The sequence below is a fragment of the Achromobacter sp. SIMBA_011 genome (genome assembly GCF_046535435.1).
GTDB classification, from domain to species: Bacteria; Pseudomonadota; Gammaproteobacteria; order Burkholderiales; family Burkholderiaceae_B; genus Achromobacter; species Achromobacter dolens.
In genome coordinates, this window is record NZ_JAWRWN010000002.1 from 1231465 (window position 1) to 1252950 (window position 21486).

The 21486-nt window shown below is 68.6% G+C and carries 23 protein-coding genes; 17 read left to right on the forward strand and 6 right to left on the reverse strand.

Translation table 11 applies throughout. The features are described 5' to 3' along the window. Window positions 1-86 precede the first annotated feature (86 nt). Window positions 87-584 carry a hypothetical protein gene (locus SB816_RS12750; protein WP_054504231.1) on the forward strand — a complete coding sequence of 166 codons (498 nt, stop codon included), beginning with the start codon at window positions 87-89 and terminating at the stop codon, window positions 582-584. Between the two features lie 84 nt (window positions 585-668). Here the strand turns inward: SB816_RS12750 and SB816_RS12755 are convergent, their stop codons facing one another. Continuing rightward, a complete protein-coding gene (locus SB816_RS12755) occupies window positions 669-1826 on the reverse strand; it encodes a hypothetical protein (protein ID WP_269872614.1) in 1158 nt (385 codons plus the stop codon). 295 nt (window positions 1827-2121) lie between these two features. Between SB816_RS12755 and SB816_RS12760 the strand changes: the two genes are divergently transcribed. Further along, window positions 2122-2730 carry a class I SAM-dependent DNA methyltransferase gene (locus SB816_RS12760; RefSeq protein WP_410547088.1) on the forward strand — a complete coding sequence of 203 codons (609 nt, stop codon included), beginning with the start codon at window positions 2122-2124 and terminating at the stop codon, window positions 2728-2730. A gap of 26 nt (window positions 2731-2756) precedes the next feature. On the opposite strand, the gene SB816_RS12765 is transcribed toward SB816_RS12760, so the two are convergent. Beyond that, on the reverse strand, window positions 2757-3332 hold the full coding sequence (locus SB816_RS12765; protein ID WP_269872616.1) for a hypothetical protein: 576 nt from the start codon (window positions 3330-3332) through the stop codon (window positions 2757-2759). Next, entirely contained in the window at window positions 3329-4294 is a 966-nt protein-coding gene (locus SB816_RS12770; protein WP_410547089.1) for a LysR family transcriptional regulator, read from the reverse strand. Before SB816_RS12770 ends, SB816_RS12765 begins: the two co-directional genes overlap by 4 nt. Before the next feature lie 140 nt (window positions 4295-4434). On the opposite strand from SB816_RS12770, the gene SB816_RS12775 reads away from it, so the two are divergent. Beyond that, window positions 4435-4833 carry a RidA family protein gene (locus SB816_RS12775; RefSeq protein WP_054430560.1) on the forward strand — a complete coding sequence of 133 codons (399 nt, stop codon included), beginning with the start codon at window positions 4435-4437 and terminating at the stop codon, window positions 4831-4833. An 84-nt stretch (window positions 4834-4917) separates the two neighbouring features. Here SB816_RS12775 and SB816_RS12780 read toward each other — a convergent pair whose 3' ends face one another. Together SB816_RS12780 and SB816_RS12785 are read right to left on the reverse strand one after the other, a co-directional pair. Then, window positions 4918-6459, reverse strand: coding sequence for a hypothetical protein (locus tag SB816_RS12780; protein ID WP_410547090.1), 1542 nt, complete (start codon window positions 6457-6459; stop codon window positions 4918-4920). 248 nt (window positions 6460-6707) lie between these two features. Next, complete coding sequence (locus SB816_RS12785; RefSeq protein WP_054504225.1) at window positions 6708-7274, reverse strand: hypothetical protein; 567 nt, start codon at window positions 7272-7274, stop codon at window positions 6708-6710. 305 nt (window positions 7275-7579) lie between these two features. On the opposite strand from SB816_RS12785, the gene SB816_RS12790 reads away from it, so the two are divergent. Beyond that, window positions 7580-8413 carry a DUF4189 domain-containing protein gene (locus SB816_RS12790; RefSeq protein ID WP_054504224.1) on the forward strand — a complete coding sequence of 278 codons (834 nt, stop codon included), beginning with the start codon at window positions 7580-7582 and terminating at the stop codon, window positions 8411-8413. Between the two features lie 83 nt (window positions 8414-8496). Here the strand turns inward: SB816_RS12790 and SB816_RS12795 are convergent, their stop codons facing one another. After that, entirely contained in the window at window positions 8497-9423 is a 927-nt protein-coding gene (locus tag SB816_RS12795) for a LysR family transcriptional regulator (RefSeq protein ID WP_054504223.1), read from the reverse strand. Between the two features lie 93 nt (window positions 9424-9516). Here SB816_RS12795 and pcp point away from each other — a divergent pair, with 93 nt between their 5' ends. The 13 genes from pcp to SB816_RS12860 all read left to right on the forward strand — a co-directional run bounded on the left by pcp (window position 9517) and on the right by SB816_RS12860 (window position 21481). Then, on the forward strand, window positions 9517-10164 hold the full coding sequence (gene pcp, locus SB816_RS12800) for a pyroglutamyl-peptidase I (RefSeq protein WP_054430555.1): 648 nt from the start codon (window positions 9517-9519) through the stop codon (window positions 10162-10164). A 13-nt stretch (window positions 10165-10177) separates the two neighbouring features. Then, window positions 10178-11065, forward strand: coding sequence for an alpha/beta fold hydrolase (locus SB816_RS12805; protein ID WP_054504222.1), 888 nt, complete (start codon window positions 10178-10180; stop codon window positions 11063-11065). 181 nt (window positions 11066-11246) lie between these two features. After that, window positions 11247-12272, forward strand: coding sequence for a Bug family tripartite tricarboxylate transporter substrate binding protein (locus SB816_RS12810; RefSeq protein WP_410547091.1), 1026 nt, complete (start codon window positions 11247-11249; stop codon window positions 12270-12272). Between the two features lie 105 nt (window positions 12273-12377). Further along, window positions 12378-13217, forward strand: a complete 840-nt coding sequence (locus SB816_RS12815) for a transporter substrate-binding domain-containing protein (RefSeq protein ID WP_054416957.1) — start codon at window positions 12378-12380, stop codon at window positions 13215-13217. Window positions 13218-13251: 34 nt separating this feature from the next. Then, window positions 13252-14112 (forward strand): transporter substrate-binding domain-containing protein, encoded by an 861-nt coding sequence (locus SB816_RS12820; protein ID WP_410547092.1) that lies wholly within the window; start codon window positions 13252-13254, stop codon window positions 14110-14112. Next, complete coding sequence (locus tag SB816_RS12825) at window positions 14109-15536, forward strand: FAD-binding oxidoreductase (RefSeq protein ID WP_410547093.1); 1428 nt, start codon at window positions 14109-14111, stop codon at window positions 15534-15536. The genes SB816_RS12820 and SB816_RS12825 overlap by 4 nt, the downstream gene beginning before the upstream one ends. Beyond that, on the forward strand, window positions 15533-16777 hold the full coding sequence (locus SB816_RS12830) for an aminotransferase class I/II-fold pyridoxal phosphate-dependent enzyme (protein ID WP_410547094.1): 1245 nt from the start codon (window positions 15533-15535) through the stop codon (window positions 16775-16777). Before SB816_RS12825 ends, SB816_RS12830 begins: the two co-directional genes overlap by 4 nt. Further along, complete coding sequence (locus SB816_RS12835) at window positions 16774-17511, forward strand: amino acid ABC transporter permease (RefSeq protein ID WP_410547095.1); 738 nt, start codon at window positions 16774-16776, stop codon at window positions 17509-17511. The genes SB816_RS12830 and SB816_RS12835 overlap by 4 nt, the downstream gene beginning before the upstream one ends. Beyond that, on the forward strand, window positions 17501-18319 hold the full coding sequence (locus tag SB816_RS12840) for an amino acid ABC transporter permease (RefSeq protein ID WP_054504219.1): 819 nt from the start codon (window positions 17501-17503) through the stop codon (window positions 18317-18319). The genes SB816_RS12835 and SB816_RS12840 overlap by 11 nt, the downstream gene beginning before the upstream one ends. Beyond that, window positions 18306-19157, forward strand: coding sequence for an amino acid ABC transporter ATP-binding protein (locus tag SB816_RS12845; protein WP_064525320.1), 852 nt, complete (start codon window positions 18306-18308; stop codon window positions 19155-19157). The genes SB816_RS12840 and SB816_RS12845 overlap by 14 nt, the downstream gene beginning before the upstream one ends. Window positions 19158-19182: 25 nt before the next feature. Further along, a complete protein-coding gene (locus tag SB816_RS12850; protein ID WP_020927797.1) occupies window positions 19183-19809 on the forward strand; it encodes a cysteine dioxygenase family protein in 627 nt (208 codons plus the stop codon). Continuing rightward, window positions 19806-21011, forward strand: coding sequence for a cystathionine beta-lyase (gene metC / locus SB816_RS12855; protein WP_410547096.1), 1206 nt, complete (start codon window positions 19806-19808; stop codon window positions 21009-21011). The genes SB816_RS12850 and metC overlap by 4 nt, the downstream gene beginning before the upstream one ends. 122 nt (window positions 21012-21133) lie before the next feature. After that, window positions 21134-21481: a VOC family protein gene (locus SB816_RS12860; protein ID WP_049077856.1), complete on the forward strand. Its 348-nt coding sequence runs from the start codon at window positions 21134-21136 to the stop codon at window positions 21479-21481. The last annotated feature ends 5 nt before the right edge of the window (window positions 21482-21486 follow it).

Sequence of the window (21486 nt, forward strand, 5' to 3'; positions counted from 1 at the left end):
GAACGGTTACGGCCCGCCCGCTTGCGGCACACTACGCGCTTGCCATTCCCGTGCTTCCAATAACAACCGTCATAGGGACTCTCGCAATGCTGACCGTCAACATCCAGAACAAGGCCAAATGGCTGTTTTCCCAATTGGGGCAACTGGTCATCGCCGTGGGCCTGCTGTCGCTGGTATTCAACTATGCCTACCGCTACACGGTCGACCGAGACATCAATACGCCGGGCTTCTATCTGGCCACCGTGGCGCTGGCGCTGGTCGTGTTCCTGGCGGTCCGCAAGGACTATGTGTTCGTGAACCGATACGCCTTCAGCGACAGCGAAATCCAGGTCGGCACGCTGCTGGGCGTGAAGAAAACCTACCCCACGTCGCAATATGAATTCGTGCCGTCGCTGCACAAGGCGGTGAACGTGCCCGAGCAGAAAGCGTCGCTGTCTTTCTACGTGCGCGATGCGCAGAGCAAGAAGAACGTGCGCAACTATTCCTGGGCCGGCTTCTCGCCCGAGGATTTCCAGGCGGTTTCGCGCCTGTACGGGTATCGCGGCGAGACCGATTTCAAGCAGAAGGACTTCGGCAAACGCTAGCCGCGCGTCATGCCGGCGACGGGGCGGCGCGGGGATTCAGGGGCCGCCGCCCGTTGAGGCATTCAAGCCGAGCGGCTCGGGGAATCAGGCCGCGATGGAGAGCGCCCGCGCCGCGCCGGGAAAGTCCGGCAGCACGATGTCGCAATGGCCGGGGCGGACCCAGCGCACCCGCTCGCGGGTGGCGTCGATGCAGCCGCCTTCGGCGTACACGCCCTGCGGGTCGCGGATCCGCATCATGCGTTCAAGGATGATGGCGGTGGCCTCGGGGTCGGCCAGGGTCTCGTGCACGCGTTCCTTGACGATCTGTTCATCGATATGGCGCTTGCCCGCGGCGTCGGTGCGCAGGCCGTGGCGCCAGTGGTAGATCTCGACGCACTTGGACGTCAACGTGTACGGCGCGCCGCGTTCCCAGAAATTGTTGAACAGGCCGCCGCCCAGGTAAAACACCCAGGACCCTTCGTAGCCTTCGACGTCCGACGATTCGGCGTCGGGGTTGCGGAACCAGAGCCGGTCTCCCGGCACGTAGAAGCGCTGCGGCAAGGGCGCGTCGAGCGCGCCGTATTCGTGCAGGAAGGTGTCGTGGAAACTGCCGGACATGACCGCGCGCGTTTCCCATTGGCGCTGCAGCCGGCGGCCGAGCTCGGGGTTGGCGGTCTGCAGTTCCTGCGCGATGCCGAGCACGGTGACGTATTCGGTGGCGCGGTAGCACGAGAACGAATACAACTGGCCCGAGGCCTCGGGCTGGGTGGCCTTGCGCAGCCCGTCGATCAGCGAGCGGCCCGGCAACACCGTGAAGCCGCGCGCCTCGTCGTAGGTCCAGTAGTCCTCGGGCCGCTCGGCGTGTTCGGTGTCGAAGGCCAGCGCGGTCTTGCCGGCAGCCTGCACGATGTAGCGACGGATGCGCACGGCCGAGGCCAGTTCCGCCACGCTGGGGAAGTCGAAGGCGACCGGGCTGGCCAGCATCGCCAGCACGATCTCGCGGTCCAGGTCGGCTTCGTTGGCGTCGGTGCGCAGGCTCAGCGCCCGCGCCACGCCGGTGGTGTCGTGGTCGGGCAGGTAGCTGGCGGCGAAGCCAGGGGTGAGCGCGGCATGCACGCCGGTGGCGCCGGTTCGCGCGTGGCAATTGGCGGCGGCGCGCAGCCCAAGGTCGGACAGGAAGCGTTGCGTCGTTTCCAACGCCTCGGCGGCGTGGATGACAATTCCGCCCTGATCGGGAGAAGGCTGCTGCGGGGATGACGGCATGGAATACGAACCGGAAGGCAACGGACAGATTATGGATAAGCGCACACGGGGCAGAGTTCCCGTCAAGCTGCAAAGGCGCGTGAATATCTGTTTCAGGCCGTGCCGGCTCGTGGAAGCCATCCCGTGGGGTCTGATCGATTGTAGGGGTGATGCCTTAATATCAGCTGTATGAATACGGCTCGCCAGCCGCAAGATTGTCATGGCGCTGTCACGCGCTAGGGCATCCGGCGCCTGGCATGACAGGCCGGCACGGTGCCGGTCCGAGACTGGATTGACGTCGGGAGGCGACGCGCAGATGATCCATCCCCTGTCCGCCGGCGTGATGGCCTTGTATCAGGCGCATGCGGCGGCGTTCGAGCGCGACCGCGGCGCCGCGTTGATCGAGCGCGCCTGGCTGGCCGACTTCCTGGCGGCGTTGCCGACGGCCACGCCGCGGGTGCTGGACATCGGCTGCGGCACCGGCGTGCCGATCGCCGGCCACCTGATCGAGCACGGCTGCCGGATTACCGGTGTCGATAGTTCGACCGCATTGCTGGCGCGCGCCGCCGCGCGCTTTCCCGAACAGGCGTGGATTGCCGCCGACATGCGCCAACTGCCTTGCGCCGGGCCGTTCGACGGCCTGATCGCGTGGCACAGTTTCTTCCATCTGTCGCCCGAGGACCAGCGGCCCATGTTCGCGCAGTTCCGGCGCCTGGCCGCGCAGGGCGCGGCGCTGATGTTCACCAGCGGCACGACCCTGGGCGAGGCCATCGGCCAGCTCGACGGCCAGCCGCTTTATCACGGCAGCCTGGACAGCGCCGAATACCGCGAGCTGCTCGCGGCCAACGGCTTCGAGGTATTGCGCCACGTCGAATGGGACGCCGCTTGCGGCAACGCGACGGTGTGGCTGGCCAGGCGGACCTGAGCCAGGCGGGGCGACGGGCCGTCAGGTCATAGATGCGGATCGCGCAGGATCGCCCGGATCCTGAGGAAGGCGTAGGCGGCGCAGCCCAGCGCGATCAGCACCACGAGCCAGGCATACGCCTTCTTGCGCTGCTTGTTGGACCAGGCGCTATCGTAGGTGGCCACCGGATCCCACAACACCTTGCCGTCCATCTGGCGCACCCCATGAACCCTGATGGGCACGTGCACGCTGAACATCTGGCCCTCGTAGACGTTCTTCAGGTCGTTCGGCTCGCGGTCGGTCAGCAGTTCCAAGGTCCGTGGCAGGACGAGGCCGGTCACAACGGCGCCCGCCTCGAACGCCACGTCGGGATAGTCGTTCGAGAAATAGCAAAGGGGCCTGTAGCCGCTGTTCTGCCGGGAACTGGCGGTCCGCGAGTAGGGGCATACGGCCAACCTGTCCACGCGCACGGCGACGGCGTGCAGCGTGGCGGGATCGGGCGGCAGGTACGCCTTGGCCGCGGCGTCGAAGAGATCGCGGGACAAAATCAGCAGCATCAGGCAGAGGAACAGCGCACTTAGCGGGCGCTTGAAGCGCGCCTTGATCTCGCTCCATTCGCTCATTGGTCTGGCCTCTTCGATTGCCGTATTGTGGTGGGCGGGGGTAGGCGCGCGAATCCGGGTGGCGCATGCTCCGCCATCAGTTCCGCGACCCAGTCGATGAACACCCGCAGCTTGGCGCTGACGTGGCGGTTGGGCGGGAAGGCGATGTAGAGCGGCATCGGGTCCAGTTGCCAGTCCTCGAATAGCGGCATGAGCTCGCCGCGCGCGGCATGTTCGCGCGCCATGTAGTCGGGCAGCCACAGAATGCCCATGCCGGCCAGCCCCGCCGCCAGGTAGGCGTTGCCGTCGTCCACCGCGACCACATAGCGTCCGTGCGCGTGGATGCTTTCGTCGCCGCGATGCATGGCGTAGGGCAGGGGCTTGCCGCTGCGCGACCAGAGGAAGCCGACGATGCGGTGGTGGCTGTCATCGAGGTCGCGCGGATGCGCGGGCGCGCCGGCCCGTTGCAGGTAGGCGGGCGCGGCATAGACGCGCAATTGCAGGTCGCCGACGCGCCGCGCCATCAGTGACTGGTCGGTCAGTTCGCCGCCGCGCACCACGCAGTCGACGTTTTCGCCGATCACGTCGACGATGCGGTCGCTCACGCCCATGTCGAGCTGAATATCCGGGTAGCGCGCGTGGAAGGCGGGCAGGGCGGGTACCAGGATCATGCGCGCCAGCGGGCTGGGCACGTCGACCCGCAGGCGCCCGCGCGGCACGGACGCGGCCACGGACAGGCTGGTTTCGGCGTCGTCCATGTCGGCCAGCAGCCGCAGCACGCGCTCGTAGTAGACCGCGCCGTCGGCGGTGACGTTGACCTTGCGGGTGGTGCGGTTGAGCAGCCGCACGCGCAGGCGGGCCTCGAGCTGCTGCACCAGTTGCGTGACGCTGGTCTTGCTCATGTGCAGCGTCTCGGCCGCTTTGGTGAAGCTGCCGGTTTCCACCACGCGGGCGAAGGCCTGCATTGCGTCGAAACGGTCCATCGCCACTCCAGGGGATCAGGGGATTGTTTGCATTTTACAAACAGTGATGGACAAGCTTGCCCGTTTATCGGCGGCGGCGCCGTCCGTACAGTGCCTGCATCATCAATACGGGCTTTAAGGCCCGGGACAGGAGAATGAGTATGGCAACGCGTGATGTGGTTTTTCCGGCCGGGCGCCAGGCGCTGTATGAACGCAACCGCTATTCGCCGGCGGTGCGGTCGAATGGCTTTCTGTTCGTATCGGGCCAGGTGGGCAGCCGCGAGGACGGCTCGCCCGAACCCGATCTGCAGGCGCAGGTGCGGCAGGCGTTCGACAACCTGAACGCGATCCTGAAGGCGGCGGGCGCCAGCTTCGAGGACGTGATTGACGTGACGGTGTTCATGGTGGATCCGGCGTCCCGCTTCGAAACCATCTGGCAGGTGGTGCCGGAATACTGGGGCCAGGCGCCGCATCCGACGCTGACGGCGGTTGGCGTGACCTGGCTGTACGGCTTCGATTTCGAGATCAAGGTGATCGCGAAACTGCCGCAGGACGCCTAGCCGGCCCTGGCGGCGGGGCAAGAAAAGCGACGGGGCAGGCCGGCGGGATCGCCGGGCCTGCCCCGTTTTGCGTGCCTCGTCGTATCAGCCGCGCAGACGCGCCACGGCTTGCGCCAGGTCTTCCTGCTTGCGGATCAGGTCGGCCTCGACCTGGTCGCGCGGGGTGCGGGTGTCGTCGCGGTGGCTGGTCAGGTCGGCCGCGCGCAGCAGGCCCATCAGGTCCTGGGTGCGGGTCTGGGTGGTGGGCGTGATGCGGCTCTGGTCGACCAGCTTGCCCTTGATGAACTTGCTCACCAGGGTCGACATGGTGCTGGACTCGGTGAACGAGGCCTTGGCCAGTTCGCCGTCTTCGTAGGCGATGTCGGTGCGGTTGCTGTAATCGTCGCGGATCTGGTGGAACGCGTAGTTCTGCGACTCGGGGTCCTTGGTCAGGTTCAGCTTCTGATCGGGCGAGAGCGCGCGGTGGAAGCTGGCGTTCAGCGACGATTGCTGCTGTTGCGTGATCGCCAGGTCGAGCTGGGGCCGGCCGCTGGAGGTGGTGTTCTGCGAGGTCTCGTAGGAGAAGGTGTCGAATTCGCGCGGCCGCAACGGATTGGACGCGACCGGCGCCTGGTTGATCGAGGCGGAGAAGTCGGCCAGGCCGGACAGCATGGTGCGATGCACTTCGGCCGGCATGCCCAGGCGCGTCGTGGCGGTGCCTTGCGGCGCCCAGTCGCCGTAGCTCTTGTGCAGGTCCGCGAAACCCGACTTGAACAGGGCCATCAGCGTGGCATCGCCTTCGCCGCGCTTCTGGGCGCTGTCGAACTTGCTCAGGTAGTTGTTGATGGCGGTCGTCTGCTGCTGGGCGCTGCCGAACTGGCTGGGCTGGCTGGCGTCGACGTTGATCCGGGCCGAGCCGGCCACGGTCTTGACCGTCAGCGAGCGTTGACCCGCGTCGGCCTGGAAATTGAAGCTGACGCGGTCGGGGCCCTCGGCGCCGACCGTGGCTTCCAGCGACACCGACGACAGCACGCTGGTGTTGAACTTGGCCAGCGCGCCCAGCGCCAGCTTGGGCGGCACCGAGGCCAGGCCATCGACGGCGTCCTGGAACGATTTGGACAGGCCGGCGATGGCGCTGCGTTCTTCTTCGGTGAGCTTGGCATCGCCCACGTCGATCTGCACGCCCAGGCCCTTTTCATTGCTTTCCAGGGTCACCGTGACCTTGGCGCCGCTGGCGGTGGTGATGCGCAGCGCGACCGAGTTGTCGGCCACGGCCGCGCCCTGGGGCGCGGCGATGCCGTCCACCGGGGCGGCGGCGCGGGCCGAGGGGATCGTCAGCGCGTAGTTGCCGCCATCGTTCTGCATGCGGCCCAGCAGGGCCGCGGCCAGGCCCTTGAACTGGCCGGTCAGCGAGGAGGCGCGGACGTTGTCGGACATCAGCGAGGAGAGCGCGTCGGGTTCCTGCACCTGCCCGGCAGCGACCGACTCGGGAGAATAGGTCAGCACGTTGGTCGGCTGGCCCAGCGTCACCGAGGTGGACGCGGGGATGTCGGGGCTGCGGTTGACGGTGGTGACGCGGGACACCCCGGTCGCCGGCGCCTGCGGGGCGATGACGAGCGGCGGGGTGTAGCTGGAGATCGTGGTCATGTCAGTGGTAGTCCTGGCGGGCAACAACTGCCCAATGAGGCTTGCCGGGGAGTATCACCATGACTAACGGCGGGCGCGGCGAAAAATTAATCTGCCGGTGATATTTATTTTTGCTTTTTTGAAGGCCTTTATATTCAGTTAAGTGACAGTTTTGGGGGATTCCAAAAATAATGTCGACAAAAAAGATGCTGCGCATCGCGACATAATCGATTCGCGCGGGCGACGCCTGTCATGCGCCGCCGCGGGCTTTATTTCACGACATAATTCTTCGCTTCATTTTCACCGGCCCATTTACGCAGCGCGGCGATGAATTCCGGGCAGACGTTGCCGTCGACCGTGGAATCGACAATCACGCTGTCTTTCATGCGCATCAGCACCTTGCATTCATAAATGCGGGTGCGGCCCTGGTAATAACCGCTGGTGCTTTGCTGGAATACCGGCGTCGCGGCGGTCGTGTTGGTGGCCGGGATCATGCCGACGACCTGCTGGCTGGTGCCGGTCGTCACCCATTCCTGGTAAGGCGCGGCCTGGTAGTCGGACCACTCCAGTTCCATGGTGTTGCCGACGGCGCGTTTCCGGGACGGCTCGCCCAGCGCCGCGATGGCGTCGTTGATCGAGCGGCCCTGCATGTTGCGGGCGACGTTGACGCTGGGCGAGAACGACAGGCCTTCCGAGAAGACCCGGCTGAGCGAGGGCAACGAGGAGCTGCCGCCGGAGGGCATCGGGGCGCATCCGGCCAGGCTGGCGGCGGCGATCAGGCTGGCGGCCAGGCGCAGCGTCGGACGGCGGGCGGAAAGGGGCGAGGGGAAGATCATGGCTTGTGGTCGGCGCTCCGTGTCGGTCGGGCGCGGCGGCTGCGATTGCGGGCCGGGCGCCAGGCGTTTTGTTTCTCTTCGTGACAGGCCGGGGTGGCCAGCCCTGCGACGGGAGAATGATTGCAGACTGACAGCCTGCTTACGAAATGTCCGCCATTTTTACCGATAAACGGGGCCAGCTTCCTTGCGCCAATGGTGAAATTTGTTACTCAATATGCCCGCGTCGTATTGGCAAAGGGGACGGACCGACCGATCCGCTTTGCTAAGATCGTGGCCGCTGAATCCACCCGATCCGGACACTGACCATGCTATTTGCCCGATTTTCCCCGACCATCCGCGCGGCGCTCGGCGCGCTGGCGTTGATGGCCGGCCTGTTCGCGCCGCAGGCGCACGCCGACAAACTGTATGGCGGCATTGCGACGGATGGCAAGCACGCCAAGATCTATTGGGCGCTGCCCGAGGATTCGGAAAAGGCGGCCGAAGCGGCGGCGTTGGCGGCCTGCCGCAAGGGCGGCGGCAAGGACTGCAAATCGCTGAGCTGGTTTTCGGACAGTTGCATGACCTATGCCCGCAATACCTCGAACGACCTGTTCCCCGGCAACAGCGTGTCGCCGGAAATGGCGGCCAAGAAGGCGATCCGACGCTGCACCGCCGGCAGCCCCAACGGCAAATGCTGGCTGACCACGATGCCGCTGTGCGTCGGGCCGGGCTACAGCGCGCAGGACATGGAGGCGGCCAGAAGGGCCACGCCCGCCGAGCTGGAAGCCCTGTCCGCCAAGCTCAACGACCGCGAATACTGGGGCGCCGTCGCCGAGAAGGACTCGGGCGACCTGACGTACTCGGACGGCTACCCCAATGAGAAGGACGCCCTCAACCAACTGCTGGAATGGGATGAATGCACCGGCTGCACCAAGGTGCTGACCTACCGCGACACCTGCGTCGGCATGGCCTGGGCCAAGGGCGTGAAGGGGCGCGGCACCAGCTACACCGCGCTCGATCCGGATCCGAAGGCGGCGCGCGATGCGGCGCGCAACACCTGCAGCACCAAGAGCGGCCTGCCCAATTGCGTGGCGATGGTGCGCTGCTCGGGCCGTCCCTACATCAGCGGTTATGCCGGCGAGGACGAAAAAGCCAATTGAGATCGCCGTGAGGCGGCAGCGCGCCGCCCGGCACGCCAAGCCGGCTCCCGTACAGGGGGCCGGCTTTTTTCATGGGCGCCCGGTCAATCCGCCAGCCGCGCGGCGGCGTCGCGGACCACCTGTTGCAGCCACGCCAGCGCCGCGTCGCCGGGCGCGCGCCGGCTGCACACCATGTCGATATCGAAAGGGCCCGGGTCGACCTCGGGCGGCAGCGGCCGCAGCGTCAGTCCGGGGCCGGCCAGCCGCAAGGCGGCGCGCCGCGCCAGCGTGGCCACCAGGTCGGTGCCTTGCACCGCGTGCGGCAGCGCGACGATGTGGGCGAAGGTGCAGGCCACCCGGCGCCGCTGGCCCAGCCGCGCCAGGCTGGCGTCGACCACGCCGCGCGCCGAGCCGTCGTCGCTGGGCGTGAACAGCGCGTGCGGCAGCGCCACGTAGCGCGCCAGGTCCAGCTTGCGGCCGCGCAGCGCTGGATGCTGCCTGTCGGCGATGCAGACGAAGTGTTCCTGGTACAGCCGTTCGCGCAGCATGCGCTTGGGCGGCGCCAGGTGGCCGCCGATGGCCAGGTCTACGCTACCGTTGTCCAGTTGCTCGTAGAGGGCGGCGCGGTCGAGCCGCGCGATGCGCAGGTCGATGCCGGGCGCGTCGCGCCGCAGCGCCGCGACGATGTGCGGCACGATCACCACGTCGGCGTAGTCGCTGGCCGCCACGGTGAAGCGGCGGCCGGCGGCGGCCTGGGGATCGAAGCCGGCGCCTTGCGCCAGCGCCTGGCGGATCTGGTCCAGCGCCGCGCTCACGGCCGGCATCAGCGCGACGGCCTTGGGCGTGGGCTGCATGCCGTCGGCGGTGCGCAGGAACAGCTCGTCCTGGAACAGCAGGCGCAGGCGGCCCAGCGCGCTGCTGACCGAGGGCTGGGCGCGGTTGATGCGCTGGCCGGCCAGGGTCACGTTGCGGGTGTCGTAGAGCGCCTCGAAGGCGACCAGCAGGTTCAGGTCGACGGCGGAAAGATTCATGCCATCAATAATACGAATAGCGATTATGGATTTCAACAATCCCATGGCGCGGTCCTACCATGGCTGGCAGCAATGGAATCGAAGGACTGCGCAATGACGACCGTACTGATTACCGGCATCGAACCGTTCGATGGCGAAACCCTGAATCCCTCCTGGGAAGCCGCGCGGCGGCTCGATGGCGCGCAAGTGGCCGGCGCCACCCTGGTGGCGCGCCAACTGCCGTGCGTGATCGGTAAGGTGGTGGGCGTGCTGCGCCAGGCCATCGAGGACACGCAACCGGACCTGGTGATCTGCCTGGGCCAGGCGGGCGGCCGCGGCGACGTGTCGATCGAACGCGTCGCGATCAACGTGGTGGACGCGCGCATCCCCGACAACGAAGGCCGCCAGCCGATCGACGAACCGGTGGTGGCGGGCGGCCCGGCGGCCTATTTCTCGACCCTGCCGATCAAGGCCATCGTGCGCGACCTGCGGCGCGCGGGCGTGCCGGCGTCGGTGTCGTCGACGGCGGGCACCTATAACTGCAACACCATCTTCTACGGCCTGTCGCACTACATCGCCACCGAGCGTCCGGCGTTGCGCGGCGGCTTCGTGCACGTGCCGTACCTGCCGGAGATGGCGGCCCATCATCCCGGCCAGCCCAGCCTGGCGCTGGAGACGCTGATCGAAGGCGTGAAGGTGATGGTGGCGACTTCGCTGGCCGTCACGGCGGATGTCAAGGAAGGCGGCGGCGCGCTGCATTGAAAGGAGACGGACGATGGATACCTTCAACGACGCCGACGCCTTCGCGCTGGACGGCGTGCCGTTCCGCCACCGGCAGGTGCGGGTGGACGGCCTGGGCTATCACGTGGTGGAAGGCGGCGCCGGGCCGGCGCTGATCCTGCTGGCGGGGTTTCCGCAGAGCTGGTACGCGTGGCGCCGGGTCATGCCCCTGCTGGCGCCGCACTTCCGCCTCTATGCGGTGGACCTGCCCGGGCAGGGCGACTCGGACAAGCCGCTGGACGGCTACGACACTCGCGCGGCGGGCGAGCGCCTGCGGGCGCTGTTCCACACGCTGGGGCTGACGCGCTACGCGCTGGCCGGGCACGACATCGGCGCCTGGATCGCCTATCCCTACGCGGCGCGCCACGCCGACGAGGTCGAGCGCCTGGTGCTGCTGGACGCGAACATCCCCGGCGTGACGCTGCCCGCCAGCTTCGAGCTGGGACCGGACAACTGGAAGCGCTGGCATTTCCTCTTCAACACCGTGCCGGACCTGCCCGAAGCGCTGTTGCAGGGACGCGAGCGGGTGCTGATCGAGTGGTTCTTCAGCCGCAAGACCGCCAACAAGCCGGGCGTGTTCAGCCGCGCCGACCTGGATGAGTACGAGCGCGTCTACCAGACGCTGGGCGGCTTGCGCGGCATGCTGGGCTATTACCGCGCGGCGCACCAGTCGGCCGAGCAGAACCGGGCGCTGCGCGAGACGCCGTTGACGCAGCCGGTGCTGGCGCTGGGCGGCGAACACGGCAGCGCGCCCGATCTGTACGAGGCGCTGGGGCCGCTGGCGCGCGACCTGCGCGGCGGGGTGCTGGCCGATTGCGGCCACTATCTGCCGGAAGAGCAGCCGCGCGAACTGGCGCGGCGCATGCTGGCGTTCCTGGCGTAGCCGGGCGCGACCGCCGCGGCAGACGACCGCCCCGGAAAACGGCGGCGCGGCAAACGGCTGCCCCGGCAAAGGGCCGCCCCGGCAAAGGGCCGCCCCGGCATTTCCACATTGCGCATCGGTATTTGTCCGGCGCGCGGCGCGCTCCTATCCTGGCCTGCTTGGAATTTCCGCAGGGAGCAGGATGATGGGCAATCGACGCAGATCCGTACTGAAGGCCGCGCTCGGCCTGGCCGGCGGCGTGGTGGTGGGCGCGGGCTTGTTGAGCAACATGACCGGCGCCGCGCCGGCCGCCACCGACGACGCCACGCGCTATCCGAGCCGGCCGGTCAAGCTGATCGTGCCGATCGCGGCCGGCGGCAGCGCCGACAAGCTGGCGCGCACCGTCGCGCAGAAGCTGAGCGAGAAGTGGGGGCAGAGCGTGGTGGTGGAGAACCAGCCCGGCGCCAGCAGCGCTATCGGCAATGCCGCGGTGGCGCATGCGCGCGGCGACGGCTACACGCTGCTGCTGGGCGGCGACGCCTTGTCGCTGAACGCGCTGCAACCCGGCAAGCCGCTGTACGATCCGCTGCGCGACCTGCGCGGCTTGACCAAGGCGGTGGTCAATCCGCAGTTGCTGGTCGTGCGCCCGGGCCTGGGCGTGAAGACCTTCCAGGAATTCGTGGCGCTGGTGCGCAGCCGGCCCGGCGAGATCTCGCTGGCGCTGCCTGGCGGCAATGGCAGCCTGCAGCACCTGGCGGTGGAACTGCTCAACGAGCGCATCGGCGCCAAGACCAACCAGATTCCCTATCCGGGCGGCGGGCCGGCCACGCTGGATGTGCTGGGCGGCCACGTGGACGCCATGCTGATCACGCTGGCCGCCGCCACCGAGAACGTGCGCTCGGGCAAGCTGGTGGCGCTGGCGGTGACCACGCCGTACCGCTCCAAGGCGCTGCCCGAGGTGCCGACCATGCAGGAGGCGGGGCTGGCCGACTACGCGGTCGAGAGCTGGCAGGGCTTCGTGGTGCCGGCTTCGACGCCGAGCGCGCTGGTCGAGCGCATCCATCGCGACGTGGTGGCCGTGCTGCGCGAACCGGAGACCGCCACGCTGCTGGAGAACCTGGGTTTCGCCATCGCCGCCTCGACGCCCGAAGCGGTCGACCAGACCGTGCGCGACGACATCGCCACCTATCGCCGCGTGATTGCCACGGCCGACGTCAAGCTCCAGTAGATGCGCCGCAACAGCGGTTTCATATTCATATCTGAAAGTCTTCTTTGTGTTGTGCGGCGCCGGACCGCAGCATAGAACTTCGTTCAATGCCTACGACACAACAACATGAAGACTCGCAATATCTCCGGCCGTATCCTGCAGGCGGCCGTCGCGCTGGCCCTGGCGGCCGGCGCCACCGGCGCCCATGCCGACGCCACGCTGGACAAGATCAAGGAACGCGGCACCGTCACCATCGGCGTATTGGCCAACGGGGGCGTGTTCGGCTCGATCGACCCGGCCACGCAGCAGCTCGTCGGCTGGAACCCCGACCTGGCGCGTGAACTGGCCAAGGGCCTGGGCGTGAAGGCCGAGCTGGTGCAGGTGCAGACCGCCACCCGCACCCAGTTCCTGATCTCGGGCAAGGTCGATCTGCTGATCGCGTCGATGGAGCTGAATCCGGAGCGCGCCGAGATCCTGGGCTACGCGCCGACGCCCTTCTTCCGCGTGGGCGGCGCGGCCGCCACCCGCAAGGACAGCGGCATCGCCAAGTGGGAAGACCTGCGCGGCAAGCCGGTCTGCGTGTCGCAGGGCAGCAGCTTCGCGCGTCCCCTGCAGGCCGACTACGGCGCGGTGGTCAAGGGCTACAAGAGTTCTTCGGACTCGCTGCTGGCGCTGCGCGGCGGCCAGTGCGTGGCGGCGGTGCACGATTCGACCCTGATCCATCCGCTGTTGCGCACCAATCCCGAATGGGCCGACTACCACGCGCCCATCGCCACGGAAGTGCTGCCGGCCAATTCGGTGGTGTGGACCCGCAAGGGCGAGGCCGACACCATCGCCGCCGTCGACAAGGTGATCCAGGGCTGGCACCGCAGCGGCTGGCTGATCGCCACCGAGAAGCGCCTGGACATCCAGCCGCCGCAGCCGCTGCTGCAGGAACTGCACGACAAGTACAAGCAGGGCAGCTGAGCCTCGCGCCGCCCGCCCGTGTTGGAAAAGACCGATGAATAGACAAGCAATCAAGTGGGCCGGCGCGCTGGCGCTGGCGGCCCTGGCGACGGCGGTGCACGCCGACGCCACTCTGGACCGCGTCAAGCAGCGCGGCAAACTGGTGGTGGGCGTGGACGGGGCCAGCCCGCCGTTCGGCCTGCTCGATCCGGCCACTGGCAAGGTGGGCGGCTTCCAGACCGAGCTGGGCGGCGATATCGCCCGGCGCCTCGGCGTCACGCTGGAGACGGTGCCGGTGACGGCCGCGACCCGGGTGCAGTTCCTGCAGGCGGGCAAGGTCGATCTGCTGATCGCCAACATCCAGTGGACCCAGGAGCGCAGCGAGATCCTGAGCTATGCGCCAACCCCGTACAACCTCGTGGGCGGCGCCGCCATGGTGTCCAAGCGCAGCGGCATCAAGCGCTGGGAAGACCTGAAGGGCAAGGTGGCCTGCGTGTCGCAGGGCAGCAATTTCGCCAAGCCCTTGCAGGAGACCTACGGCGCGGTGGTCAAGGGCCTGCGCAACATCCCTGAATCGCTGCTGGCGCTCAAGGGCGGCAGTTGCGATGCGTCGGTGCACATCCAGCCGGCGCTGTACGAGACGCTGCACGGGCCCAATGGCAAGGAATGGGAAGGCTTCGAGCTGGCCACCCCGGACCAGTTGATCCCGTCGCCCACGGTGATCTGGACCCGCCGCAACGAGGCCGATACCCGCGCCTTCGTCGATGGCGTGATCCGCGACTGGCACAAGTCCGGCCTGCTGGTGAAAGAGGCCGACAGGTTCGGCGTGCCAGCCGATTACCTCAAGCAGGCCAACGCCGACGCGCAGGCGGGCAAGTTCGATAGCGCTCCCCCCGAGGCCCAGGCCAAGCCATGACGACGGCCGCCAGGGACACGCTGCTGGCCGCGTTGCGCGCGCGGTTGGGCGCCGATTGGGTCTTGACGGGCGCGGACGCCGCGCCGTTCCTGACCGACCAGCGCCGCGTGCTGCACGGACAGGCGCTTGCGGTGGCGCGTCCGGCCGACGCCGAGGGCGTGGCGGCGGTGTTGCGCCAGTGCCGCGCCGCGCGGGTGCCGGTGGTGCCGCAAGGCGGCAATACCGGCCTGATGGGTGGCGCCACGCCGGACGCCAGCGGACAGGCCGTGGTGCTGTCGCTGGGCCGCCTGAACCGGGTGTTGGGCATCGATACCGACAACGACACCATCACGGTACAGGCCGGCTGTGTGCTGGCCCAGGTGCAGGAGGCGGCCAGCCAGGCCGGCCGCCTGTTCCCGCTGAGCCTGGGGTCCGAAGGCAGCTGCACCATCGGCGGCAATCTCTCGACCAATGCCGGCGGCACCCAGGTGCTGCGCTACGGCAATGCGCGCGAGCTGACGCTGGGGCTGGAGGTGGTGACGGCCGAAGGCGAAGTCTGGAATGGCCTGCGCGGCCTGCGCAAGGACAACACCGGGTATTCGCTGCGCGACCTGTACATCGGCAGCGAGGGCACGCTGGGGGTGATCACCGCGGCCACGCTCAAGCTGTATCCCAAGCCGGCCGAGCAGGCCAGCGCCCTGGCCGGGCTGCCGTCGATCGAGGCGGCGTTGGGGTTCCTGTCGCTGGCGCGGCGGCGCCTGGGCGCGCAGCTGACGGCGTTCGAACTGATCGGCCGGCCGGTGCTGGAATTGGTGGCGCGCCACGTGCCGGACCAGCCGCAGCCGCAGCCGCTGCCGGCGCTGGCGCAGCCCTGGTACGCCTTGCTGGAAGTGTCGGCCAACGAGGCCGGCGCGGCCGATGCGCTGCAACGCCTGGCCGAGGCGGCGTTGAGCGAAGGCCTGCTGGAAGACGCGGCCGTCGCTCACAGCCTGCAGCAGGCCGCCGCGTTCTGGCGGTTGCGCGACGAGGCCATCGGCCTGGCGCAGGCGCGCGACGGCGGCAACGTCAAGCACGATATCTCCGTGCCGGTCTCGCGCATTCCTGCCTTCCTGCTGGGCGCCGCGCGGGCGTTGCATGCGCTCGATCCGGGCCTGCGGCCGATGGCGTTCGGCCACCTGGGCGACGGCAACCTGCACTACAACGTGTCGCACGACCCCGCCGGTCCCGTGGCGCGGCTGTTCGCCAACGAGGCGCGCATCCACGACCTGATGCATGCCCAGGCCCATGCGCAGGGCGGTTCGATCAGCGCCGAGCACGGCATCGGCCAGGTCAAGCGCGACGCCTTGCCCCATTTCAAGAGCCCGCTGGAACTGGCGCTGATGCGCCGCGTCAAGCAGGCGCTCGATCCCCTGAACCTGATGAATCCCGGAAAGGTCCTGTCATGACTGAATCCCTGTTTCCCGGCGTGTTCGCGCGCCGCGTCCGCGGCGTGGAACTGTCGCCGATTGCCGCGGCCGGCGCGCGCGCCGCGCGGCTGGCGGCCGAGGGCCGCTCGATCGTGGTGCTGACCTCGGGCGAGCCCGACTTCGACACGCCCCAGGCCATCAAGGACGCCGCCGCGCTGGCGCTGGCGCAAGGCCAGACCAAGTACACGCCGACGGCCGGCACCGTCGCGCTGCGGCGCGCCGTGGCCGATGACTACCGCCAGCGCCACGGCCTGCCGACCGAGTCGGCCAATGTCATCATTTCCAACGGCGGCAAGCAGGTGATCTACCTGGCCCTGGCCGCCACGCTCGACGAGGGCGATGAGGTGATTGTGCCGACGCCGTACTGGCCCACCTTCCTGGATTCGGTGCGGGTCAACGGCGGCACGCCGGTGCTGGCGCCGACGGCCCCGGCCGATGGCTTCAAGCTCACGCCGCAGGGCCTGCGCCAGGCGCTGACGCCGCGCACCAAGTGGCTGATCCTGAATTCCCCCGGCAACCCCTCCGGCGCGGTCTACAGCGAGGCCGAGCTGGCGGCCTTGGCCGCGGTGCTGCGCGAACATCCGTCGGTGCTGGTGCTGTGGGACGAGATGTACGAACAGATCTGGTTCGACGAGGCGCCCACGCACCTGCTGCGCGCTGCGCCGGACCTGGCGGGGCGCATGCTGGCGGTCAACGGCGTGTCCAAGGCCTACGCCATGACCGGCTGGCGCATCGGCTGGGGCGTGGGGCCGGCGGCGCTGATCGGCGTGCTGGAGGCGGTGCAGTCGCAGGTGTCGTCGGGCCCCAGTTCGCTGGGCCAGGCCGCCGCGCTGGTGGCGTTGCAGGGCGTGGCCGACGACTTCGTCGAGAACGCGCGGCTGGCCTATGCGCGCCGGGCGCGAGTGATCGTCGACGGCCTGGGCGCGGTGCCTGGCCTGAGCGTGACGGCGCCGCGCGGCTCATTCTTCGCCTGGATTGGCGTGGCCGGCCTGATCGGCCAGGTCAGGCCCGATGGCGCCGTCATCGCCGACGATGGCGACGTGGCCGACTGGCTGCTGGAGGCCGAGGGCGTGGCGGTGGTGCGGGGCGCGGCCTATGGCTTGTCGCCGTACCTGCGGCTGTCGTTCGCCGCCTCGGACGCCAAGGTGGCGGAGGCCGTCGCGCGCATCGCCCGCGCGGTCGCGGCGCTGCGGCCGGCGGCGCTGGAGGCGGCCGCATGATCGAACAGGCATTGCAGGCCTGGGTGCATTTCTTCAGGCCCCTGGGCCTGAACTACGGCTTCGTGCTGGATCCGGGCGAGCTGTCCGCCTTCGGCCACGGCCTGCTGGTGACGCTGCAACTGTGCGCCTGGACGATTCCCGTCAGCCTGCTGTTCGGCGTGCTGATCGCGGCCGGGCTCACCAGCGGCCGGCCCTGGCTGGCGCGGCCGCTGCAGGCCTTCGTCGAGCTGACCCGCAACACGCCGACGCTGGTGCAGCTCTATTGCGCCTTCCTGGTGCTGAACATGCTGATCACGCAGAAGCTGGGCGGCGGCAGCCCGATCACGCCGTTCATGTGGGTGGTGATCGTGGTGGCGCTGCACAAGGGCGTGTTCCATGCCGAGGCGCTGCGCGCCGGCATCGAGGCGGTGCCGTCGGTGACGCTGGAGGCGGCGCGCTCGCTGGCCTTCTCGCGCCGCCAGATCCTGACGCAGGTGCAACTGCCGCTGGCGCTGCGCTTCGCGCTGCCGGCGCTGGTCAACAACCTGGTGGACCTGGTGAAGATGACCGCGATCGCCTCGGCCATCGCGGTGGGGGATGTGACCTACGAGTCCATCATGATCTGGTCGCACCGCGACAACGTGCTGGAACTGCTGCTGCTGATCCTGCTGTATTTCGGCCTGCTGACCTGGCTGGTGAGCGTGGGCGGACGCTGGCTGGAAGCGCGCTTGAGGATGCCCGGCTATGGCCAATGAACTGGTATTGAATGGCGCTGCCGCGCATCGCGCGGGCGGCGGCTGGCGGGCGCTGCTGCGGGATCCGTGGGTGGTGCTGCTGCTGGCGCTGGTCGCGCTGGGCGTCGCCTGGGCGCTGACCGACAGCGCGCCGGCCGCGGTGCGGCACCTGTGGCACTGGTCGCCGGCGCTGCTGCGCGGCCTGGGCATGAACGTGCAGATCAGCGTGCTGGCCATGGCGCTGGGCACGGCTGCCGGGCTGGTGGTGGGCGCGCTGTCGCTGTCGCCTTCGGCCTTGCTGCGGCGCCTGACGCGGATCTACGTGCTGGCGTTCCGCAACGCGCCGATCCTGGTGCTGGTGTACTTCACCACCTACGTGTTCCCGTTCGAACTGAACCTGGGCGGCTGGAACCTGCCGTTCCCGGACTGGATCAAGGTGGTGATCGGGCTGGGCCTGCCGGCCAGCGCCAACGTCGCCGAGATCTTCCGCGGCGCGATCCAGTCGATCCCCGAGGCGCAGTGGGAGGCGGCGCAGTCGCTGGCGTTCCGGCGCGCGCAGATCTTCCGCATGATCGTGCTGCCGCAGTGCGTGCGGCGCATGCTGCCGTCGTGGATGAACCTGTACGCCAGCATCACCATGAGCACCTCGCTGGCCTCGCTGGTCGGCGTGCACGACCTGGTCGACACCGCCACGGTGGCCAGCAACACGGTGGCGCGCAGCGACTTCACCATCCTGGTCTATTTCACGCTATTGGCGCTGTTCTTCGCCTATTGCTATCCCATCGCGCGCTGGACGCGCCATCTGGAACGACGTTATGCGCATCACTGACAGCGGCGGCCACGCCGCGACCGACACCCCGCTGGTGAGCCTGCGGGACGTGCACCTGGCATTCGGCCAGACCGAGGTGCTCAAGGGCATCGACGTCGAGGTCCGGCCTGGCAACGCGGTGTCCATCATCGGCCCGTCGGGCTCGGGCAAGTCCACCATCCTGCGCTGCATCACCGGCCTGCTGCGGCCGCAGCGCGGCGAGATCGAGGTCGGCGGCGTGCGGGTCGACGCGCTCAAGAGCGAGTCCGAACTGATCGCCCTGCGCAAGCGGGTGGGCTTCGTGTTCCAGCAATACAACCTGTTCCCGCACCTGAGCGTGCTGGAGAACCTGGTGATCTCGCCCATCAAGGTCAACGGCCAGCCGCGGGCCCAGGCCCAGGCGCTGGCGCGCGAGCTGCTGGCCAAGGTGCGCATGGACCACAAGGAAAACGCCTATCCGGGCGAGTTGTCGGGCGGCCAGCAGCAGCGCGTGGCCATCGCTCGCGCGCTGGCCCTGCGGCCCGAACTGATCCTGTTCGACGAAGTGACCTCGGCGCTGGATCCGGAAATGGTGGGCGAAGTGCTGACCGTGATCCGCGACCTGGTGCAGGACGGCCTGACCTGCGTGCTGGTCACGCACGAAATGCGCTTCGCCCAGGAGGTGAGCGACACGGTGTACTTCACCGAAGCCGGCCGCATCGTCGAGCACGGCCCGCCGGCCCGGATTTTCGGCCGGCCCGACAGCGAGCGCACCCGCGCCTTCCTGCAACGCGCCTCGGCCGAGCCGCCGGCGCGGCGCGCCCAGGCCGATCCGATCGACGCCTACCTGACCTTTGACCCGCTGCGCCTCGCAGTGTGATGCCTTTCCGCAACCCGGAGCCGACATGACCACCGAATCTTCCGTTACTCTCGAACGCCGCCAGCAGGTGCAGGACGCCCTGGCCGACATCCGCGGCCTGCTGGCCGCCGCGCCGCTGACGCGCGACCTGCTGGCGCGGATCACCACGCGCCTGGAACAACTGGCGCAACAGCGCGCGCTGTTTCCCGCCACCGAATTCGCGCCGCCGGCGCCGGGGCAGGGCGTGGGCGCCTCGACCCGCTACCGCCTCAATCCCGACGCCGCCGCCGGCGAACCTGCGCTCTACCTGAACTCGATCAACCCGGGCAAGACCACCTTGCCGCACAACCACACCACCTGGGCGGTGATCGTGGCCCTGTCGGGCCAGGAACTGAACCGCGTCTACCGCCGCAGCGACGACGGCTCGCAGGCCGGCCGCGCCACGCTGGAACAGGTGCGCGAAGTGGTGGTGCAGCCGGGGCAGTCGGTGTCGTTCCTGCCGGACGACATCCACAGCATCCACGTCACCGGCGATGCGCCGACCCTGCATTTCCACCTGTATGGGCAGCCGCTGGAGACGCTGTCGGGCCGCATCGGCATCGACCTGGCCACCGGCGAGATCGTCAACTACAACGCCACCCAGATGAAGCCGGGCCAGGAGCAGCGCGCATGAGCCTCGATCACGCCCACGTGCAGACCCGGCTGGTGCATGCCGGCAGTCCCGACCTGAAGCAGGGCGCCGGCCCGGTCAACGTGCCGGTGGTGCGCACCAGCACCGTGCGCTTCGCCGATACCGCCACCCATGCCGCGCTGAACGCGCAGCGCGCCGCCGGCGAACGCGTCGCCACCTACGGCCGCCACGGCCTGGACACGCACCAGGCGCTGGAAGCGGCGGTCGCGTCGCTGGAAGGCGGCCATCGCAGCATCCTGGCGCCGTCCGGCCTGTCGGCCATCGTGCTGGTGCTGCTGGCCACGCTGGCGCCCGGCGAGCATGCGCTGGTGTCGGACAGCGTCTATTCGCCGGTGCGGCGCGTCGACAAGGCGCTGCTGCAGCGCTACGGCATCGAGGTCGAATACTTCTCGCCCGGCCGCGACGATCTGGCCGAACGCTTCCGCCCCAACACGCGGCTGCTGTACCTGGAATCGCCCAGCTCGCTGCTGTTCGAAGTGCTGGACCTGCCGGCGCTGGCCGCCCAGGCGCGCAGCCGCGGCGTGCTGGTTGCCACCGACAACACCTGGAGCGGCGGCCTCTACTACCAGCCGCTGGCGCTGGGCGCCAACATCTCGATCCAGGCCGCCACCAAGTACCTGGCCGGCCATTCCGACGTGATGATGGGCGTGGTCACGGTCGACAGCCCCGAGCTGGCGCGGCAGGTCGGCGCCACCTACGACGCGCTCGGCCTGGCGGTGGGCGCGGACGATGCCTACCTGACGCTGCGCGGCCTGCGCACGCTGGACGTGCGCCTGGCGCGCCACCACCAGAACGCGCTGAGCGTGGCTGAATACCTGTCGCGCCATGGCGACGTGGAGCGGGTCTTTTACCCGGCGTTGCCGCAGGATCCGGGCCATGCGCTGTGGCGGCGTGATTTCAGCGGCGCCAGCGGCCTGGTGTCGTTCGCGTTCAAGGCCCGCCAGCCGGGTGCCGCGGCGCGCTTCATCGACGCGCTGCGCTATTTCTCCATTGGCGCGTCCTGGGGCGGCTACGAGAGCCTGGCGCTGGAAGCGGCGCCGGAACGGCTGGCCGAGCACAGCGTGTGGCAGGGCGGCCATGAAGTGGTGCGCCTGCACATCGGCCTGGAGCATCCGCTGGACCTGGTCGAGGACCTCGACCGGGCCTTCGGCGCGGTCCGCGACGGCCTGCGCCGCAGCGCCTGATGCATATGCAAATGACTGCGTTTCCTTAGGGATTCTGATTATGTAGAAGCAATTACAACCTCTTTGTCCGGTTGTACCCTCGGGGTCTAGAATTTGCCTTGTTCCACGGTTGGCGGCAGGGCATGTCTTCTATTTCTTCGATCGGATCGGTACAGCTTTCCTTCGCGGCGCGGCAATTGGATGCCGTGCGCGAGTTCTACCGCGGCACCCTCGGGCTGGATGAGATGCCGGTCCCGGACGGGCGCCTGCTGTTCGCCCTGGGCGACGCGACCCTGTCGCTGTCACCCGTGGCCGAGGTCAGCCGCGAGGTGCGGGCCGACTATCTGGCGATCCGCACCCACGCCTACGACGACATTCTGCTGCGCCTGCGCGACGCCGGCTTTCATCCGGTCTGTTCGCTGCCCGACGCCTCGCCGCGCGTCATGTACGTCAAAGATCCCAGCGGCAATCAACTGGCATTTCTCGGCTAGGCCTC

What these genes read in the sequence shown, in the direction of transcription:
- SB816_RS12755 (WP_269872614.1), bottom strand. Translation starts at nt 1,826, where the DNA reads ATGCCGTCATCCCCGCAGCAGCCTTCTCCCGATCAGGGCGGAATTGTC.
- SB816_RS12805 (WP_054504222.1), top strand. Translation starts at nt 10,178, where the DNA reads ATGGATACCTTCAACGACGCCGACGCCTTCGCGCTGGACGGCGTGCCG.
- SB816_RS12750 (WP_054504231.1), top strand. Translation starts at nt 87, where the DNA reads ATGCTGACCGTCAACATCCAGAACAAGGCCAAATGGCTGTTTTCCCAA.
- pcp (WP_054430555.1), top strand. Translation starts at nt 9,517, where the DNA reads ATGACGACCGTACTGATTACCGGCATCGAACCGTTCGATGGCGAAACC.
- SB816_RS12830 (WP_410547094.1), top strand. Translation starts at nt 15,533, where the DNA reads ATGACTGAATCCCTGTTTCCCGGCGTGTTCGCGCGCCGCGTCCGCGGC.
- SB816_RS12860 (WP_049077856.1), top strand. Translation starts at nt 21,134, where the DNA reads ATGTCTTCTATTTCTTCGATCGGATCGGTACAGCTTTCCTTCGCGGCG.
- SB816_RS12840 (WP_054504219.1), top strand. Translation starts at nt 17,501, where the DNA reads ATGGCCAATGAACTGGTATTGAATGGCGCTGCCGCGCATCGCGCGGGC.
- SB816_RS12820 (WP_410547092.1), top strand. Translation starts at nt 13,252, where the DNA reads ATGAATAGACAAGCAATCAAGTGGGCCGGCGCGCTGGCGCTGGCGGCC.
- SB816_RS12760 (WP_410547088.1), top strand. Translation starts at nt 2,122, where the DNA reads ATGATCCATCCCCTGTCCGCCGGCGTGATGGCCTTGTATCAGGCGCAT.
- SB816_RS12780 (WP_410547090.1), bottom strand. Translation starts at nt 6,459, where the DNA reads ATGACCACGATCTCCAGCTACACCCCGCCGCTCGTCATCGCCCCGCAG.
- SB816_RS12835 (WP_410547095.1), top strand. Translation starts at nt 16,774, where the DNA reads ATGATCGAACAGGCATTGCAGGCCTGGGTGCATTTCTTCAGGCCCCTG.
- SB816_RS12785 (WP_054504225.1), bottom strand. Translation starts at nt 7,274, where the DNA reads ATGATCTTCCCCTCGCCCCTTTCCGCCCGCCGTCCGACGCTGCGCCTG.
- SB816_RS12765 (WP_269872616.1), bottom strand. Translation starts at nt 3,332, where the DNA reads ATGAGCGAATGGAGCGAGATCAAGGCGCGCTTCAAGCGCCCGCTAAGT.
- SB816_RS12775 (WP_054430560.1), top strand. Translation starts at nt 4,435, where the DNA reads ATGGCAACGCGTGATGTGGTTTTTCCGGCCGGGCGCCAGGCGCTGTAT.
- SB816_RS12790 (WP_054504224.1), top strand. Translation starts at nt 7,580, where the DNA reads ATGCTATTTGCCCGATTTTCCCCGACCATCCGCGCGGCGCTCGGCGCG.
- SB816_RS12815 (WP_054416957.1), top strand. Translation starts at nt 12,378, where the DNA reads ATGAAGACTCGCAATATCTCCGGCCGTATCCTGCAGGCGGCCGTCGCG.
- SB816_RS12795 (WP_054504223.1), bottom strand. Translation starts at nt 9,423, where the DNA reads ATGAATCTTTCCGCCGTCGACCTGAACCTGCTGGTCGCCTTCGAGGCG.
- metC (WP_410547096.1), top strand. Translation starts at nt 19,806, where the DNA reads ATGAGCCTCGATCACGCCCACGTGCAGACCCGGCTGGTGCATGCCGGC.
- SB816_RS12810 (WP_410547091.1), top strand. Translation starts at nt 11,247, where the DNA reads ATGATGGGCAATCGACGCAGATCCGTACTGAAGGCCGCGCTCGGCCTG.
- SB816_RS12825 (WP_410547093.1), top strand. Translation starts at nt 14,109, where the DNA reads ATGACGACGGCCGCCAGGGACACGCTGCTGGCCGCGTTGCGCGCGCGG.
- SB816_RS12850 (WP_020927797.1), top strand. Translation starts at nt 19,183, where the DNA reads ATGACCACCGAATCTTCCGTTACTCTCGAACGCCGCCAGCAGGTGCAG.
- SB816_RS12770 (WP_410547089.1), bottom strand. Translation starts at nt 4,294, where the DNA reads ATGGACCGTTTCGACGCAATGCAGGCCTTCGCCCGCGTGGTGGAAACC.
- SB816_RS12845 (WP_064525320.1), top strand. Translation starts at nt 18,306, where the DNA reads ATGCGCATCACTGACAGCGGCGGCCACGCCGCGACCGACACCCCGCTG.